This is a genomic window from Streptomyces sp. NPDC015139, assembly GCF_043079785.1.
In the GTDB taxonomy this organism is placed as follows: domain Bacteria; phylum Actinomycetota; class Actinomycetes; order Streptomycetales; family Streptomycetaceae; genus Streptomyces; species Streptomyces albidocamelliae.
Genome location: NZ_JBIBUW010000013.1, coordinates 136,856 through 152,773 on the forward strand (window position 1 = coordinate 136,856; position 15,918 = coordinate 152,773).

15 protein-coding genes are annotated in these 15,918 nt (G+C 72.3%); 9 read left to right on the forward strand and 6 right to left on the reverse strand.

Going from position 1 to position 15,918, the window contains the following annotated elements; genetic code table 11:
- Positions 1-3: 3 nt before the first annotated feature.
- Positions 4-1,194: an MFS transporter gene (locus ACF08B_RS30475; protein WP_392320360.1), complete on the reverse strand. Its 1,191-nt coding sequence runs from the start codon at positions 1,192-1,194 to the stop codon at positions 4-6.
- Positions 1,195-1,293: 99 nt separating this feature from the next.
- Here ACF08B_RS30475 and ACF08B_RS30480 point away from each other — a divergent pair, with 99 nt between their 5' ends.
- Positions 1,294-2,379, forward strand: a complete 1,086-nt coding sequence (locus ACF08B_RS30480) for a DUF5937 family protein (protein ID WP_392320361.1) — start codon at positions 1,294-1,296, stop codon at positions 2,377-2,379.
- Between the two features lie 42 nt (positions 2,380-2,421).
- Here the strand turns inward: ACF08B_RS30480 and ACF08B_RS30485 are convergent, their stop codons facing one another.
- Positions 2,422-3,228, reverse strand: a complete 807-nt coding sequence (locus ACF08B_RS30485) for a dienelactone hydrolase family protein (protein ID WP_392320362.1) — start codon at positions 3,226-3,228, stop codon at positions 2,422-2,424.
- 141 nt (positions 3,229-3,369) lie between these two features.
- Here ACF08B_RS30485 and ACF08B_RS30490 point away from each other — a divergent pair, with 141 nt between their 5' ends.
- The 5 genes from ACF08B_RS30490 (at position 3,370) to ACF08B_RS30510 (ending at position 8,023) form a co-directional block, all read left to right on the forward strand.
- A complete protein-coding gene (locus ACF08B_RS30490; RefSeq protein WP_392320363.1) occupies positions 3,370-4,500 on the forward strand; it encodes a GlxA family transcriptional regulator in 1,131 nt (376 codons plus the stop codon).
- A 340-nt stretch (positions 4,501-4,840) separates the two neighbouring features.
- Entirely contained in the window at positions 4,841-5,560 is a 720-nt protein-coding gene (locus ACF08B_RS30495) for a CPBP family intramembrane glutamic endopeptidase (protein ID WP_392320364.1), read from the forward strand.
- Complete coding sequence (locus ACF08B_RS30500) at positions 5,557-6,834, forward strand: sensor domain-containing protein (RefSeq protein ID WP_392320365.1); 1,278 nt, start codon at positions 5,557-5,559, stop codon at positions 6,832-6,834. The genes ACF08B_RS30495 and ACF08B_RS30500 overlap by 4 nt, the downstream gene beginning before the upstream one ends.
- The gene (locus tag ACF08B_RS30505; RefSeq protein ID WP_392320366.1) at positions 6,786-7,430 is read left to right on the forward strand and encodes a response regulator; all 645 of its coding nucleotides are present in this window, start codon (positions 6,786-6,788) and stop codon (positions 7,428-7,430) included. The genes ACF08B_RS30500 and ACF08B_RS30505 overlap by 49 nt, the downstream gene beginning before the upstream one ends.
- Before the next feature lie 101 nt (positions 7,431-7,531).
- Positions 7,532-8,023 (forward strand): hemerythrin domain-containing protein, encoded by a 492-nt coding sequence (locus ACF08B_RS30510; protein WP_392320367.1) that lies wholly within the window; start codon positions 7,532-7,534, stop codon positions 8,021-8,023.
- A 154-nt stretch (positions 8,024-8,177) separates the two neighbouring features.
- On the opposite strand, the gene ppk2 is transcribed toward ACF08B_RS30510, so the two are convergent.
- On the reverse strand, positions 8,178-9,167 hold the full coding sequence (gene ppk2, locus ACF08B_RS30515; protein ID WP_392320368.1) for a polyphosphate kinase 2: 990 nt from the start codon (positions 9,165-9,167) through the stop codon (positions 8,178-8,180).
- Between the two features lie 354 nt (positions 9,168-9,521).
- Positions 9,522-10,646: a hypothetical protein gene (locus tag ACF08B_RS30520; RefSeq protein ID WP_392320369.1), complete on the reverse strand. Its 1,125-nt coding sequence runs from the start codon at positions 10,644-10,646 to the stop codon at positions 9,522-9,524.
- A gap of 221 nt (positions 10,647-10,867) precedes the next feature.
- On the opposite strand from ACF08B_RS30520, the gene ACF08B_RS30525 reads away from it, so the two are divergent.
- Positions 10,868-11,971 carry an AI-2E family transporter gene (locus ACF08B_RS30525; protein ID WP_392320370.1) on the forward strand — a complete coding sequence of 368 codons (1,104 nt, stop codon included), beginning with the start codon at positions 10,868-10,870 and terminating at the stop codon, positions 11,969-11,971.
- A 23-nt stretch (positions 11,972-11,994) separates the two neighbouring features.
- On the opposite strand, the gene ACF08B_RS30530 is transcribed toward ACF08B_RS30525, so the two are convergent.
- Complete coding sequence (locus ACF08B_RS30530) at positions 11,995-12,525, reverse strand: lytic transglycosylase domain-containing protein (protein ID WP_392320371.1); 531 nt, start codon at positions 12,523-12,525, stop codon at positions 11,995-11,997.
- 241 nt (positions 12,526-12,766) lie between these two features.
- Between ACF08B_RS30530 and ACF08B_RS30535 the strand changes: the two genes are divergently transcribed.
- Positions 12,767-13,093, forward strand: a complete 327-nt coding sequence (locus ACF08B_RS30535) for a UBP-type zinc finger domain-containing protein (protein ID WP_392320372.1) — start codon at positions 12,767-12,769, stop codon at positions 13,091-13,093.
- A gap of 108 nt (positions 13,094-13,201) precedes the next feature.
- Positions 13,202-14,407 (forward strand): cytochrome P450, encoded by a 1,206-nt coding sequence (locus tag ACF08B_RS30540; RefSeq protein ID WP_392320373.1) that lies wholly within the window; start codon positions 13,202-13,204, stop codon positions 14,405-14,407.
- Positions 14,408-14,490: 83 nt separating this feature from the next.
- Here ACF08B_RS30540 and ACF08B_RS30545 read toward each other — a convergent pair whose 3' ends face one another.
- Positions 14,491-15,882 (reverse strand): pyridoxal phosphate-dependent decarboxylase family protein, encoded by a 1,392-nt coding sequence (locus tag ACF08B_RS30545; protein ID WP_392320374.1) that lies wholly within the window; start codon positions 15,880-15,882, stop codon positions 14,491-14,493.
- Positions 15,883-15,918: the final 36 nt, after the last annotated feature.

Sequence of the window (15,918 nt, forward strand, 5' to 3'; positions counted from 1 at the left end):
CCCTCACGACTCGGCGGCGACGGCGGAGGCGGACAGGAGTGTCGTGGCGGCGAGGCTGCCCCAGAGGGCGGCCGGGCCGTGCGGCGCGAGGGCGGTGATGGCCGCCGGGGAGACGGCGAGGCCGAAGCCCGTGGAGAGTTCGAAGCGGGCGAGGACGCGCCCCAGGGCATGGGCGGGGGCGAGGTGGGTGACGAGGGCGGTGGCGCTGCCGGCGTAGACGATCTCGCCGACGGTGCAGACCACGGACACCGCGGCCACGACCGGGGCACCCCAGCCGTGGCCGAGTGAGGTGGCGGCGAGGAAGCCGAGGTAGGAGGCGGTGAGGAGCACGCCGGCGAGAGCGAGCGCCGTCCGCCGGCGGAACCGGGACATCAGGACGGTGACCGGCACCTGCAGGGTGACCACCAGCACCGTGTTGGCGACGAATATCGCCGCCGACCACACCGGGGACGCGTGCAGTTGTGTCACCAGGACGAGCGGGAGGGCGATCTCGGGGACGTTGAGGCAGAAGACGTAGATCACGTTGGCGGCGAGCAGCGCCCGCATCCGGGGCGTGGGACCGGTACCGGCCTCCTCGCCCGGGGTGGCGGCCGGACGCGCGCGCAGGTGGACCGACCAGGCCAGGCTCGCGGCGGCGAGATAGGCGAGCCCGGTGACGGCCGCCAGCGCCCGCAGGGCGGTGGTGCCGCCCGCCAGGGTCACGGTGGCGATGAGGGCGCCGACACCCAGCCCGGCGTTGCGCAGGGCGCGGGCCGCCGCGAGCGCGGTGTCGCGTTCCCGGCCGTGAGCGACCGTGGCCACGAGTGCCGCGTGGGCGGCCGGCCAGGACTGGTTGCCGATGCCGAGGAACAGCGCCGCCGCGGCGAACGGCCAGGCGTGCCCCGCCGGGGTGGCCAGCAGCAGCATCACGCCGAGCACCCGCACCAGCATCGACGCCGCCACGACCGTACTGCGTGCTCCCCGGTCCAGCCATCGGCCCACCGCGGGCACACACACCAGGCCCGCGACGACACCGGCCGTCATGGCGGTGCCGGTGACCGGCGCGGACAGCTTCAGCACCGTCACCCCGTACAGGAGCAGGAAGGGTCGCAGCAGGCCGGTGCCGAGCGCGTCCACGGCCAGGGCGAGGGCGTAGCGGGGGCCTCCGGAGGCGCGGACGAGCGCGCGGGGCCGGATCTTGGTGGTGGTGGTCATGGGTCAGACGGTGCGGACCAGCGCACCGGCGGGCACGTCGGTTGACGGGAACCGTCAACCGACGACGGCGACCGCGGCCGGGGCCGGGATGATGGGGGGATGACGTTGAGGATCGACATCAGCGGCCTGTCGGGCGAGCGGGTGCGGTTCGCCGCGTCCCCGCTGGCCGAGCTGACCGCGATGCTGCATGTGCTGGCCGAACCCGGACATCATCCGCGGCTCGCCGACTGGGCCGGGGACGTCTGGGCCGCACTGCCGCCGGAGCTGGCCGAGCGGCTCAGGGAGGCGGAGTTCCTCTGGCGTTCCTCGCAGGCCGACTTCCTGATCCCCGGCAGGCCCCGGCCGACCCTCGCCGAGGAGCTGGACGACGTGGACCGGATCGACGACGAGAGGTATGTGACCGCCGCGCTCGTCACCACGTGCGGCAGCAACCGGGTCCACTTCGCGGGCACGTCCCCGCTCACCGACGCGACCGCGCGCGAGCGCGCCCTGGAGGTGGCCCAGGCGCGCGGCGGTGTGCAGGAGGCTTTCGCGGAACGGCTGCTCGCGGACCCTGCCGCGGTCCGGGCTCGGGTGCGCGACACCCTGGAGCAGTGCGCCTCGGCGTTCTTCGACGCCGCGTGGACGGGAGCCGCCGTGCGACTCGCCACCGACCTGCGCCTGAAGAACGACCTGCTGAGGCGCCAGGGTCTGGCGGCGGCGCTCGCCTCGGTCTCCGGCGCGGTCACCCTGGCGGCGGACGGTGACTGCATCGTCGTGGACAAGCTGCAGGACAAGGCGACCTCCGCCCACGGCAGTGGGGTCACCTTCATCCCCAGTGTCTTCGGCCGCCCGCACCTGGTGGCGGTCCACGCACCCGGCTGGCATCCGGTGGTGCAGTACGCCGTGGCCGAGCCGGCTCCGGCGGAGCCCGTTCCGCTGGAAACGGTGACGCTACGGCTGGAGGCGCTCTCCCATCCGGTACGGCTGCGGCTGCTGCGCACGCTGGCCCGTGGCCCGCACACCACCGGCGAGTTGGCCCACGCCTGGGAACTCTCACCCCCGGAGGTCTCCCGTCATCTGGCCGTCCTCCGTCGGTCAGGTCTCGTCACCGCCCGGCGGCAGGGCCGCTATGTCCGCCACACCCTCAACGTGTCCGACCTGACGGCGCTGGGCACCGACCTGCTGGCGGCCGTACTGCGCTGAACAGGCCCGGCGCGCAACCCTCGGCCCGGAGCGCGGGGCGCCTCACCGCGGGTGCAGGCGGCCGGTGAGGAAGGCGAGGATCTCGTCGCGGGCCCGGACCGTGGGGTGGCCTGCCTCGTCGACGAGGTGCGCGGTGACGACACTGTGCGGAGTGCCGACCAGTTCGGCGAAGAAGGGCGGCGGGGCCGGGTTGGCGGCGCTGTCCGGCAGGACGCGCCCGTCGAACGCGTCGCCGAGCAGGGCGCGGTAGGCGGCGAAGCGCCGGCCGGTGCACCAGCGGTCACCCTCGAAGCGGTAGGCGAGCACGGTGAGTCCGTCGCGGTCGAGGCGGTCGCGCACCGCCCGTGCGTCCGCCGCGTCGAGTTCGAGTCCACCGGGGTCGTCCAGGGGCAGCGACGGGTGATTGACCACCGGGGCGATCACCGCCGGCTCCAGGGCCATGGTGAGGGCGAAGTTGCCGGTGAAGCACAGGCCGATCGCACCTACTCCCGGCCCGCCGCAGGCAGCGTGGGCCTGGCGCGCCAGGCCGCGCAGCCAGACCGTCACCGGGCTGGTTCCGCCGCCGGCGAAGGCGCGGAACTCCGCGCTGACGCAGGCGCGGCGTACGACCTCCCGGCCGCCCTCAACCGTGGGGAAGGCGCCGTCCGTACCGAACAGGGACGGCACATGGACGGTGAAGCCCGCGTCCCGCACCCACCGCGCGAGCCGCAGGACGTCGGGGCTGATGCCCGGCATCTCGGGCAGCACCACGACCGCGGGCCCGGCCCCGGCCACGTACACCGTCTTCGCCACCCCCTCCACGGCCATGGTCCGGCTGGTGAAGTCGGTGATCGGATCGTCGTCGCTCATGAGGACAGCCTGGTCCCGAGGACGGCCGCCGGATCAGGGGCGGGATCGCCAAGGCCGGGGGTAATCTCGCCACACGCCGAGGGGCGAGCGGGCACGCGGTCGGCGACCCTGCCTCGGCGGTACACCAAGGGGGCGGGATCGATGGCGGAGGAAGACGCGAGCGCGGGCGTCGGGCCGGGTGCGCTGCGGGTCGGGGTGCTGGCGTACCCGGACTGCTTCGCGTCCGAAGTGTTCGGCGTACCGGACCTGTTGACGATGGCGGCGCATGTCGCCGGGCCGGACGCGCCCGGCTACCGGGTGTCCGTCGTCTCGCCCCGCCGCCGGGTCACCGCGTCGGGCGGGGCGAGTCTGGACGTGCGTCCGTTGCGGGAGGTGGACGTCCTCGTGGTCCCCGGCTTCGAACTGCGCCCGGACACCGACCTCGACGCGCGGCTCGCCCGGCTGGGCCCCGAGGTCGAGGCGATCCGCGCGCAGGCCGCCGCCGGCACCGCCGTCGTCTCCCTGTGCGTCGGCGCGTTCCTGCTCGCCGAGTCCGGGCTCCTCGCCGGGCGCCGGGCGACCACGTCGTGGCTGCACGCCGGCGAACTGGCCAGGCGCTGCCCGGACACCGACGTGCGGCCCGAGCACCTGGTCGTCACCGAGACGGGTGTCACGACCACGGCCGCCTTCAGCGCCATGTACGACTTCGCGCTGGACCTGATCCGCCGGCACAGCGGCGACCGGGTGGCCCGCACCACCGCCCGGTTGACACTGGTGGACGACGCTCGGACCTCCCAGACCCCGTACGTCGACCCGCGGCTCCTGCCGCAGCCGGGCCGCGAGTTCTCCCAGCGGGTCATGCGGCGGCTCGACCAGAACCTGGCGGAGCGGTACGACCTCGCCGGCCTCGCGGCTGCCTTCCGGGTCAGCACCCGTACCCTGCTCCGCCGCTTCGCCGAGGAGACGGGACGCAGCCCGCTGGCCCATCTGCAGTCGTCCCGGGTCCGTCGCGCCCGGCATCTCCTGGAGACCACCGACCGCACCGTCGCCGCCGTCGCCGCGGCCGTCGGCTACCAGGACCCCGGCACCTTCGCCGCCCTCTTCGCCCGCCACACCGGCCACCGCCCGAGCGCCTACCGGGCCGTCTTCCGCCGTACCTCCCAGGTGTCTGCCCCGGCGTCGTCGAGGGAGCCCACCCCGAGGCCACCGACCCGCTCGACGATCAAGCCGGTGGTCACCTCCGGCGAGCCGTCACCAGGGCGAAGGAGAGGAACCTCCCACCGTCCTCGGTGAGCATGTCGATCACCGGCTGGTCGGCCGTCGGGCCGTCCGGCCGCCGCTCGGCGCACGCCTGCGCCTGCGCCTGCGCCCACAGCAACCAGTCCTTTCACGCGTCCTGCTGGAGGCGCATTTCCGTCGGAGGCGCCCGGGGTGCACCCAAGTACACCCCACTCGGTATCCAGGTGCAGTCCGCACCGCCGGGCGGCCCGGCATCGTCGACGTCATGTGGACGAAGAGAACGACCGGGCCCATACGAACGACCAGGACGATCAAGGCGACGAGGACGCCCGGGCCGGTGCGGCCGGCCGAGCGCAGGGCAGCGCGAGCAGCGGTCTACCTGACGCTTGCGTTCGTGACCGCCGGAGCACTGGGCTCCCTCCAGCCGGCGACGGGCGTCCCGGCCGAGGTGCTACAACTCACGCAGTTCGGACCGGCGTTGGCGGTGGCGGTCATCGCTCTGCTGTGGCCGGTGACCACGTGGACGCTGGTCCGCGGGTCCCGGAGGCGGCCGTCCTCCCCCTGGCTGCTTCTCTCCACGCCCTTCCTGATCATCCTGCTGTCGGCGGGCCCGTACGCCCTGATCAGCGGCGCTCCCCACGCCACCGACCCGCGTACGTTGCACCACTCCTTCCTGCTCGTCGCGGTCGCGCAGCTCGTCGGCGCGTGCGGTGAGGAGATCGGCTGGCGCTGCTTCCTGCAGCCTCTGCTGCGCAGCAGGTTCGGGCCGCTCCCCACGTCGGTGGCGGTCGGCACGGTGTGGGGTCTGTGGCACGTGCAGGTGCTGGGCCGGTCCCCGGCGTACGCCGCGGGCTTCCTGCTCGCCACCATCGCCCTGTCCGTCGTGCTGGGCCTGGCCCTGGACGGGTCGGGCGGCATGACGCGGCTGCTCCTGGCGGGGGCCTTCCATGCCCTGGTGAACCTCGGAATGCTCCTGTTCATGGACGAGGAGACGGGCCGGACGGCACCGATGGTCCTGTTCGGAGTGGCGTCTGCGCTGGTCGCGGCGGCCTGGGTGCGCAGGTGCGCGGCGGTTACGATCCCCGCGACGGTGGAGGGGGATCCGGGGGCGTGAGGGTGAAGGTGTGGTCGCACGGCGACGTGGTCGCGCTGGGCCGGTGCCAGCTGATCGGGCTGTCCGGTTTCGTGGTGGCCGGAGCCGGGTTCCTGGTGGGTTGCGCCCTGCTGCTCCTGCCCGTCGGCCCGGGCCTCTGGCTGCTGCCCCGCGCGGCCGCCGTCCTGCGCCGCGTCGCCGACCGCCACCGCGCCCGCACCGCTCACTGGAGCGGCCGCCACCTCAGCCCGCCGGACCCTCTGCCCCGGAGCACGTCTGCGCGTCGCACCAGTGCCGCGATCCTCGGCGACGACGGCTTCTGGCGGGATCTGCGCTGGGCGTGGCTCGAGCCGTTGCTGGGCGGCCCGCTCGCCTCGGTGCCGCCGGCGCTGGTCGTCTTCGGGGCGTTCGGTGCGCTGGTCCAGCCGTTCGTGTGGCGGCGGTTGGGTGACGGCAACTGGTACGCCTTCGTGCCGGTCGTCTCCACCACGACGGCGTCGCTGGCGCTGCTGCTGGGCCTGGCCTTCATGGCGGCGGGCCTGCGCCTGTCAGGTGTCGTCCTGTCCCTGCACGGCCGGCTGGGCCACCGTCTGCTCGCCGTGCCGCCCAGGGCCGAGTTGGCACGGCGAGTGGCGCGGCTCACCGACAGCCGGGCCACCGCCCTGGATGCGCACGCGGCGGAGATCACCCGTATCGAACGCGACCTGCACGACGGCGCGCAGGCACGGCTGGTGGCCCTCGGCCTGACCCTCGACCAGGCGACCGGGCTGCTGGACAGCGACCCGGCGGCCGCCCGGGCCCTGCTCCTGGACGTCCGCGCCGCCTCCGAGCGCGCCCTGCGGGATCTGCGGGAACTGGTGCACGGCATCCACCCCCCGGTCCTCGCCGACCGCGGCCTGACCGACGCCGTGCGCTCCCTGGCGCTGGACAGTCACCTGGACGTCGGGATCTCCGCGTGCCCGGCCCCGCCACGTCTGCCCTCCCCCGTCGAATCGGCGGCCTACTTCGCGGTGTCGGAGCTTCTCGCCAACGCGGCCAAGCACGCCGAGGCGACGAGGGTGGACATCACCCTGGCGCATGACGGCGCGTGTCTGCGCGTCGACATCACCGACGACGGCCGGGGCGGTGCCGACCCGGCCCGCGGAACCGGGCTGCTCGGAGTAAGCCGTCGGTTGGATACCTTCGACGGCACGCTCGCCCTGCACAGCCCGCCGGGCGGACCGACCACCGCGACCCTGGAGATCCCGTGCGCGTCCTCCTCGCCGAAGACCTCTTCCTCCTCCGCGACGGCCTGACGCGCACCTTGCGCGAGCACGGCTGCGAGGTCGTCGCCTCCGTGGACAACGGCCCGGAGCTGCGGCGGGCCCTCGAGGACACGGAGTGGGACGTGGCGCTGATAGACATCCGCCTGCCACCGACCCACACGGACGAGGGACTGAAGGCGGCACTGGAAGCACGCCGCACCCGCCCCGGGCTCCCGGTGCTGATCCTCTCCCAGTACGTCGACCAGCTCTACGCCCACGAGTTGCTCGCCACCGGGGAGGGCGCCGTCGGCTACCTCCTCAAGGACCGGGTCACGCACACCGCCCAGTTCCTCGACGCCCTGCGCACGGTCGCCGCCGGCGGCACGGTCATGGACCCCCAGGTCATCGCCAAGCTCCTGTCCCGCAGCGAGAAGCGCGGTCGCGTCCACTCACTGACCCCCCGCGAGCACGAAGTCCTCGCCCGCATGGCCGAGGGCCACTCGAACGCGGCGATCGCCCGCACCCTGCACATCAGCGAGAGCGCCGTGGCGAAACACATCGCATCGCTCTTCGGGAAGCTGGGCCTGGAACCGTCACCGGAAGCGAACCGCAGGGTGCTGGCGGTACTGGCGTACCTGAAGGGCTGAATCCGAGGCGCGTCGTGGCCGTGAAGGTGGGAGGTCATCAACGCCCAGGGGCAGGGTAGGCGGATCCGACCTGACCGTTCGCACGAAAGTGGTGCCGTCCCATGGCCGAGACACAGGACGTCGTCGAGCTCATCCTCCAGGACCACCGGCGCATGGAGGATCTCTTCCGCCGGATGCGGAGCGTCGAAGCCGACCGGGCCGCCGCGCGCCAGGAGTTCGCGGATCTCCTGATCGCCCACGCGCTGGCCGAGGAGGCCAAGGTGTACCCCGCCCTGAAGCGGTACAAGAACATCGACGACGAAGAGGTCGAGCACGGCGAGCACGAGCACGACGAGGGCAACAAGGCCCTCCTGGCACTCCTGGAGGTGGCGGAGGTCGGCTCCGACGAGTGGGACTCCAAACTGGAGGACCTGGTGGAGGCCGTCACCCATCACGCCGACGAGGAAGAGCGCACCATCCTCAACGGCGCGCGCGAGAACGTGGCGATGGAGCGGCGCGAGGAACTGGGCGTGGCGTTCCTGGAGGAGCGCGAGCACCAGCTGAAGGGCGGCTGCGGCTCGGTCGACAACGTACGCCGCATCGTCAATTCCTAGCCGCACTCCCGGGCGAGGCATTCCCGGGCGAGGCATTCCGGGGCCGGGTCGAGGGGTGGGGCCAAGAGGGCCAGCCCCAGGCCCGGTTGCCCGGGCCACCCGCACCCGGTGCCGTGGCCGCGAGGAGCCCGTTCGTCGTGGTGCGTGTCGGTCGTCACCGCGGGTCCGGATGGAGTCCGGGGCCGCCGCCCGGTCCGGCCAGCGGTGTCGGCGAAAGGGCTGTGGGTTCCTCCCCCGGCTCCAGCAGGGTGTGCGCCGCGCCGACGATCAGCGGATCGGGCGCTCCCACCGCCATGCGGTCCTTGGCCGGGTAGTCGAAACGGTCCAGGAGGCTGCGCATCGCCTCGAGCCGGCCTCGCCGCTTGTCGTTGTTCTTCACGACCGTCCAGGGCGCGTGCTCGGTGTCCGTCGCCCGGAACATGTCGACCTTGGCCGCGGTGTAGTCGTCCCAGCGGTCGAGCGAGGCCAGGTCGGTGGGGGACAGCTTCCAGCGGCGGACGGGATCGACCTGCCGGATGGCGAACCGGGTGCGCTGCTCGGCACGCGACACCGAGAACCAGAACTTCACCAGCAGAATGCCGTCGTCGGTGAGCAGCCGCTCGAACAGCGGTGCCTGCCCGAGGAACTGCCGGTACTCCTCCTCCGTGCAGAACCCCATGACCCGTTCGACTCCGGCCCGGTTGTACCAGGACCGGTCGAAGAAGACGATCTCACCGCGACCCGGCAGGTGGGTCACGTACCGCTGGAAGTACCACTGCCCCGCCTCCCGCTCGGTCGGCTTGTCCAGCGCCACCACACGGGCCCCACGGGGGTTCAGCCGCTCGGTGAACCGCTTGATGGTGCCGCCCTTGCCGGCCGCGTCCCGTCCTTCGCAGACCACGACGATCCGCTGCCCCGTCTCCTTCACCCAGCGTTGCAGTTTGAGCAGCTCGATCTGCAGGATCCGCTTGGTCCGCTCGTACTCGCGCCGCCCGACCCGGTGGTCGTACGGGTGGTTCTCCCGCCAGGTCTCGATCGGCCGGCCTTCTCCGTCGAGAAGCACCGGCCGCTCCGGCTGCCGGTCGTCCACCGCGAGCCCGCTCAGCAGGTCGTCCTCACGACCCGTACTCCAGCTCCCCTGTGCCTCCGGCACCTGCTCGGCCACGACGCCCTCCTCGCCACGTGCGCCCCTGGTCCCCCTCCACGTGCCCACACAGGCCCGGACCAGACGCACCATCGCCGGCTCTGTGTGGTCACCACGGCAGAACGGCTCCTACGGCTGCTCCCTGGCGAGCCGGGTCGCGAGACGGTAGGCCACCGTGGCGTCGTGATATTCACGGCCGGGGACCACCTTGTCGGGAAGATTGGTCCGGTCGCTGTGACTCGTCGACTCCCGCTCCCCGCTGCCCGGGAAGCGGACGGCTGTGCGGGGCTCATCGGCGAAACGGAGCCTCGCCGCGCGGACCGTCGATCGAAACGAGATGTCCGGCGCCGGGCCTCGCGTGTCCGAACCCTCCGTTCAGGGCGGCTCTTCGCGCTCGTCGGACGTACGGCGGCGGCCGGGCCGTGGTGGCAGCCTCCCGTCCCCGTCCCGCACGCGGCGGGTGCGCGTGCCGCTCGGGCTCCGGGCGGGCGCGTCCCGGTCCCCGTCCGCGGGCCTGCGCGCCACACCCCGTCCTTCCGACCGGGCCGGACGCTTGGTGCCCGCCGCCTTGGAGGTGGTGCCTTCAGCGGTCCTGGCGCCTTTTCGCACCGTGGCGCCGGTCGGGTCGCCCTTCGCCGCCCCGCCGGTCGTTCCGGCCGCCTCCGCAGGTTTCTCGGCCACACTCCCGGTCGTGTATCCGACCCTCTGGCCGGCTTTGACGACAGCCGGGCCGGCCTCCGCGCCGACGTCCTCGACCGCGCGCCGGGCACCCCTGCCGACGTCCTGGACAGCAGCGCCGGCGCCGTCCCCGACGTCCTCGGTCGCGGAGCCGACACCGCGGCCCACCTCCTGGACGGCCGCGCCGGCACCTTCGCCGACGTCCTCGGCCACCGCGCCGACGCCCCGGCCCACGTCCTGGACGGCGGACCCGGCGGCCCGGCCGACGTCGTGGACGGCGCGTCCGGTACCCGCACCGAGCTCTCCGACGGCATGACGGGCGCCTCCGCCGACGTCCTGGACGGCAGACCCCACGCCCCGCGCCAACTCGTGCAGGAGCTCCGGGTTGCGATCGAGCGTGGTCAGCACCCGGTCGATGATCATCGCGACGTTGTCCAGCCGTACCTTGAGCTGCGCCTGTGCCTCCACGCCGGAAATGCCGAGGTGCACCCGCCCCAGCGTGACGTCGGCGCCCACGTTCAGCTTCAGCAGGTCCAGCACCTCGGCCTGCAGCGAGACGCGCGCACGCAGGTCCTCGACGTCCAGGTCGATCTCGTCGACCTTCAGCACGGGTACGTCGAGATAAACGTCGGGGCCCCCGTCGGCCACCGCACGCCCGGCGACCGTCTCGCCGGAAGTGCTGGGCGCCTCGGTGAGCGCACCCGCCTCGTCGTACGGCTCGGACTCCTCGTCCCACGGCTCGGGGTCGGGGTACTCGGCATCGGCCTCGCCGTCGCGCTCGTCACCCTCCACGAGGGCTTCCTCCTCGTCCCTTTGCCTCACCGCGCCTCCACAGGTACCCGTCCGTCGTGTCCATCCTGGTCCGATACGGCACGCGGTGCGCGGTCGGTGCCGCCGACGGTGGGCGAGAGCGGGCACGGTGCTCCCCGCGGATGGATCTTCGCGAGTCGGTGACCGACGCCGTGGCGCTCGTCGCCCGGCGGCGCGGGCGTCGGGCGTCCGGCCGGTCGTTTTCCGCGGTCGATGCGGGGCACCCAGGGCCCATGCAGCAGCGTCCTGTCCCGGTACGGACCATTCTCGTCACCATCGGTCTGGTGATCGCCGCCTACCTCGCGCTGCAACTGGTGATCGAGACCCGCCGGGTCCTGGTCTGGGCGGTGATCGCCCTGTTCTTCGCCGTCGCCCTCTCCCCCGCGGTCGACGCGCTGGAACGACGGGTGACACGCTGCCACCGCTCGGTGGCCACCTTGCTGGTCTTCCTGGTCGCGGTCGTGGCCGTCGCCGCGCTGGTCACCCTGTTCGTCACCCCGCTGGCCCAGGAGGGAAGCCGGCTCGCCGGCCGGCTGCCCCAGATGATCGAGGACGCACGGGCCGGCCGCGGGCCCGTCGGCGACCTCCTGGAGCGCACCCACGCTCTGCGGTACGTCCAGCAGCACCAGCAGCAGATCCGCGGCTTCGCCACCGGCCTGGGCACCCCGGCCCTGGCGTTCGTCCGCGGCGCCGCGACCACCCTCGCCGGAGCCGTCACGATCTTCGTCCTGGCCTACCTGATGGTGCTGGAAGGCCCCAAGGCCGTCCATGCCGCCCTGACCCTGGTGGACGAACCGCGGGCCGCGCGCATCCGCCGCGTGGGAGCCGCCTGTGCCCGTACCGTCACCGGCTACCTGACCGGCAACCTGCTGATCAGCGTGATCTGCGGAGTGCTGACCTACGTCGTGCTCCTGGTGGCCGGAGTACCGTTCGCGGGCCTGCTGGCCCTGTTCGTCGCCCTGGCCGACCTCATCCCGCTGGTCGGCGCCACCCTCGGAGCCGTGGTCGCCTCGGTGGCGGCGCTCATCCACTCCCTCCCGGCCGGGATCGGCGCGATCGTCTTCTTCGTCGTCTACCAGCAGGTCGAGAACCACCTTCTGCAGCCGGTCATCCTCTCCCGCACGGTGAAGCTCAACCCCCTCACCGTGCTGCTGGCCATCCTGATCGCCGTGGAGGTCGCCGGAATCCTCGGCGCGCTGCTCGCGATCCCCGTCGCCGGCATGATCCAGGTCGTCCTCCGCGACATCTGGGCACACCGCGACGGCCGACCGTTCCGGCTCCCCATGAAGGGGGACGACGAGACGCGGGGCGCTCAGGACGCCGCCGACGCCAAGTGACCCGTCGGCGGTCGCCTCAGGGGCTACGACGGCGGCTGCCCGCCGTGGTCCGCCAGGACCCGCGCGGCCCGGTGCCGATACGCACGGAATCGGCGCAGGTACGACCGCGCCATGGGGCCCGGCGGAACTCCCCTCGCAAAGGTCCGCATGTTGCGTTCGCCCGTGTTGTAGCCCAGCGCCAGAAGCTCGTCACGGCTGTAGCGGCGCACGTGCCGCCGCGGCAGGCTCCGGTCGAGGTCCTTCAGGTGCAGGGCCGCCGCACGGATCGCGAAAGCGGGATCGTCGCGCAGGTCCTGCCACCGCTTCGACAGGCCGTGGGTCCGCCGAACCCGCTCGAACGTCGCCCGGTGCATATTGGCCACCCCGAAGGACGCCCCGGGCTTCCACCACTGCCACAGCCGCTCCAGCAGCGGATGGTGCGGCTTGTACGCCTCGATGTGAAGCACCGTCATCACCAGCACGGACGACACCCCGGCCTCCCCGGCGCCGCGCACCACACATGCGGTGTAGTCGGCGGGGTCGTAGTGGCCGGGGCGCAGCGGTGGTTTGCGCACGCCACCACGATCCGGTGGAGCGATCCGCGAACTCGACACCGTCGTTGATCCGTCGGCCATCCTCAGTCACCTTTCCCCTGCCGCCCGCCGCCTCGCGAGCGACAAGGCGTCCGCCGTTGTGCGATGCGCGTGCCCCGCGTCGGCTCACCTCAATCGGTGCACCGGCTCCGCCGCATCCGGGTAGGTGTCCGTGCGCGAAGTAGAGACGGCGATGGGGCGGGCGATCCGACAGCGAGGCACCATGACCGGATGGGTCGTACGACCGGACGGCGGCCGTCCAGATGGCCCCGGTTGCGCTCATGCCACGGCGCTGTCCGTGGAGCCCGTGGCCCAGAGCGAATCGTGCCTGGAGTGCGCCGCCCGAGGGCGGGACGGGGGGCATCTTCTGCTCTGCCTGACCTGTGGCCACGTGGGATGCAGCGACAGCTCGCCGGGCGCCCATGCCACCGCCCACCACGAATCCAGCGGGCATCCCCTCGCGCGTTCCGCGGCGCCGGGCGAGGCGTGGGCCTGGTGCTACGTCGACGAGGTCTATCTGGACCCGCGCGGCGGCTCCCCGGCACGTTGAGCCAACTCGCCTGATCGTACGGAGGAGCACCCGGGTGCATGCGGTGGCCCACGATCACAAATTGGCATATTCAAGACACAGCAAATCCGGCGAAGAGAGGAGAACAGGATGACCCCAGACGACGAGACAATCGCATGTCCGTTCGACTTCAGCGAGGGCCTTGAATTCGATCCCTGTCTGGCCGCGCTCATGGACCGGAATTCCCTCACCCGCATCCGACTGCCCTACGGTGACGACGACGCCTGGCTGGTCACCGGGTTCGAGGGGGTGCAGCAGGTGACCACGGACCAGCGGTTCAGCCGGGCCGGCATTATGGAGTTCGACTACCCGCGGCTGACCCCGGAACCCATCGTCTCTCCCGAATCGATCAACGTGATGGACCCGCCGCTGAGCAGCCGCCTGCGGCGCCTGGCATCGCAGGCGTTCACCCAGCGGCAGGTCGACGGCATGCGGGACAAGATCACCCGTCTCACGGATTCCCTGCTCGACGAGATGGCCGCTCAGCAGCCTCCGGTGGACCTGGTGCGCCATCTGTCCGACCCCATGCCCCAGCAGACCATCTTCGAACTCCTCGGGATCCCGCAGGGCGACTGGCCCCACATGCAGCAGAACCTGCAGCAGCTCCTCGCGACCGGCCCGGACAGCCGCGAGAAGGCCGCATCCGCGAAGGCGGCATTGCGCGCGTACTTCGGCACGCTGGTCCAGCAGCGGAGGGAGTCGCCCGGGGACGACCTCATCAGCGTGCTCGCCTCCGCCGTGGACGGCGACGACGTGTTCGACGACGACGAACTGGCCGTCATGGCACTGACGCTGACCCTCAGCGGCCAGGACACGGTGACCTGCCAGATCAGCAACATCGTCTACCTCCTGCTGACCCGTCCCGAGCTGACGAAGCACATCGACGGCCGGCCGGAGGCCCTGACCGACGTCATCAACGAGCTGTTGCGGGTCATCCCGTTCCGCAAGGGGGTCGGCATTCCCCGGGTGGCCACGGAGGACGTGGTGATGGAGGGGGTCCGCATCCGCAAGGGCGACTTCGTGCATGTGTCGTACCTGACCGCGAACCGCGACCCGCGGCGCTTCCCGGACCCGGACTTCATCGATCCGGACCGGTCCTCGACCCCGCACATGACCTTCGGCTGGGGCGGACACCGGTGCGTCGCCGTGCCACTGGCGATGGCGGAGCTGGAAGTGGCCATCGGGCAGCTCATGGACCGGTTCCCCACGCTGCGGCTCGCCGTGCCTCCGGAGGAGGTGCGCTGGGACACCAAGACGATCCGGCGCTTCCCGATCGAACTGCCCGTCACCTGGTAACGGCCGCCTGACCAGAGCTACTTCCCGCCGGGCGGCAGCAGCGGCCGGAGATTCGTCCCGGGTGCCCGTCAGGCGGGAAGCCGCTACGGCCGGACGGCGTCAGCGACCGGGCGGGCGCGGGCGAGTCGCTCCAGGCGCCGATGCAGGTGCTCCACGTAGGTCTCCGATTCCGGCTTCATCAGCACACTGCGCAGAATGCGCGCTCCGTCGGCGTCCCTGGTGACCTTCGGGTGCAGGGCGGCGAACCGGTCGGCGCCGACGCGCAGTGTGCTGAGGAAGACCGGGTCCTCACTGTCGTTCATCCCCTCCAGCAGGATGCGGTTGCTGACGGCGTCGATCTCCGAGAGCGCGCCGTGGGCGGTCTTCGGGAAATAGCTCACGATGTCGAGCTGTGGGGCCTGGTAGAGCTCCAAGTCGTCCGATCGCTCGATCAGTTCGGCCCAGCGCAGGGCGGCACGCCGGCCGGCCGCCAGCACCTGTCCCAGTCCGTCCCGGGTGGGCGGCAGCAGCTGGAAGGTGAGCCACAGCGCGGCGGCGGCCGCGCCGGCCCGGGAGCATTCGAGGCTGATCTCGCCCAGGTGCAGTTCGTCGGAGGTGAAGTAGGTGTAGGGCGAGTCGTGGAGGTAGAACCGGCCTACCGCGGGGTCGCGGAAGAGCACAGCGCCACAGCCGTAGGGCTGCAGACCGTGCTTGTGCGGGTCCACCACGATGGAGTCGGCCTGGGCGACCGCCCGCCACGGGGCGGCCGGCAGCCCCTCGGGGCCGTCCGCGCCGGCCAGCAGGGTGAAGAATCCGCCGTAGGCGGCGTCGACATGGACCCGGACGCCGAAACGCTCGCGCAGGACGAGGGCTTCGTGGACCGGGTCGACGGCGCCCAGACCGGTCGTTCCCGCGGTGAGCACCACCGTGCCGACCCGGCCCGTGCCGAGCAGTTCCTCCAGGGCTCCGACGTCCATGCGCCCCAGGTGGTCGGTGGGGACGGGATGGCCGTCCACGCCGAGGACGCGGCACATCCGACCGTGGGTGTAGTGGGCCTCGGTGCTGTAGGCGATGCCCTGGTCGGGATGCAGCTCGCGGGCGACGAAGAGGGCTTCCAGGTTGGCGATGGTGCCACTGGTGGTGAGATGACCCAGGTGGGTGTCGTAGCCGAACATGGTGGCCAGTTGCCGGACGGCCTCGCGCTCCATGGCGGCGGTGGCGGGGCCCCCGTCCAGAGCGTGGTTGTTGGGGTTGATCAGCATCGCGGTGAGGTAGCCCACGACGGCCGCGGGGTGGGGCGGCTTGAGCATCTGGCCCGCGTAACGGGGGTGGAAGAAGGGGTAGTTGTCCTTCAGTCGCCCGGTGAACTCCTCGAAGACCGACGCGAAGCGGTCGTCGTCCACCTGGAGTGCCGGGTGGGGCTGGTAGGGGCCGAAGGTTCCGGCCCAGTCCTCTGTCGCGTGCGTGGCCCGGGCCAGCCAGTGCGCCAATTCCACGGATTCTCCCTCTCCCTCGCCGACGTGCGCCCACGG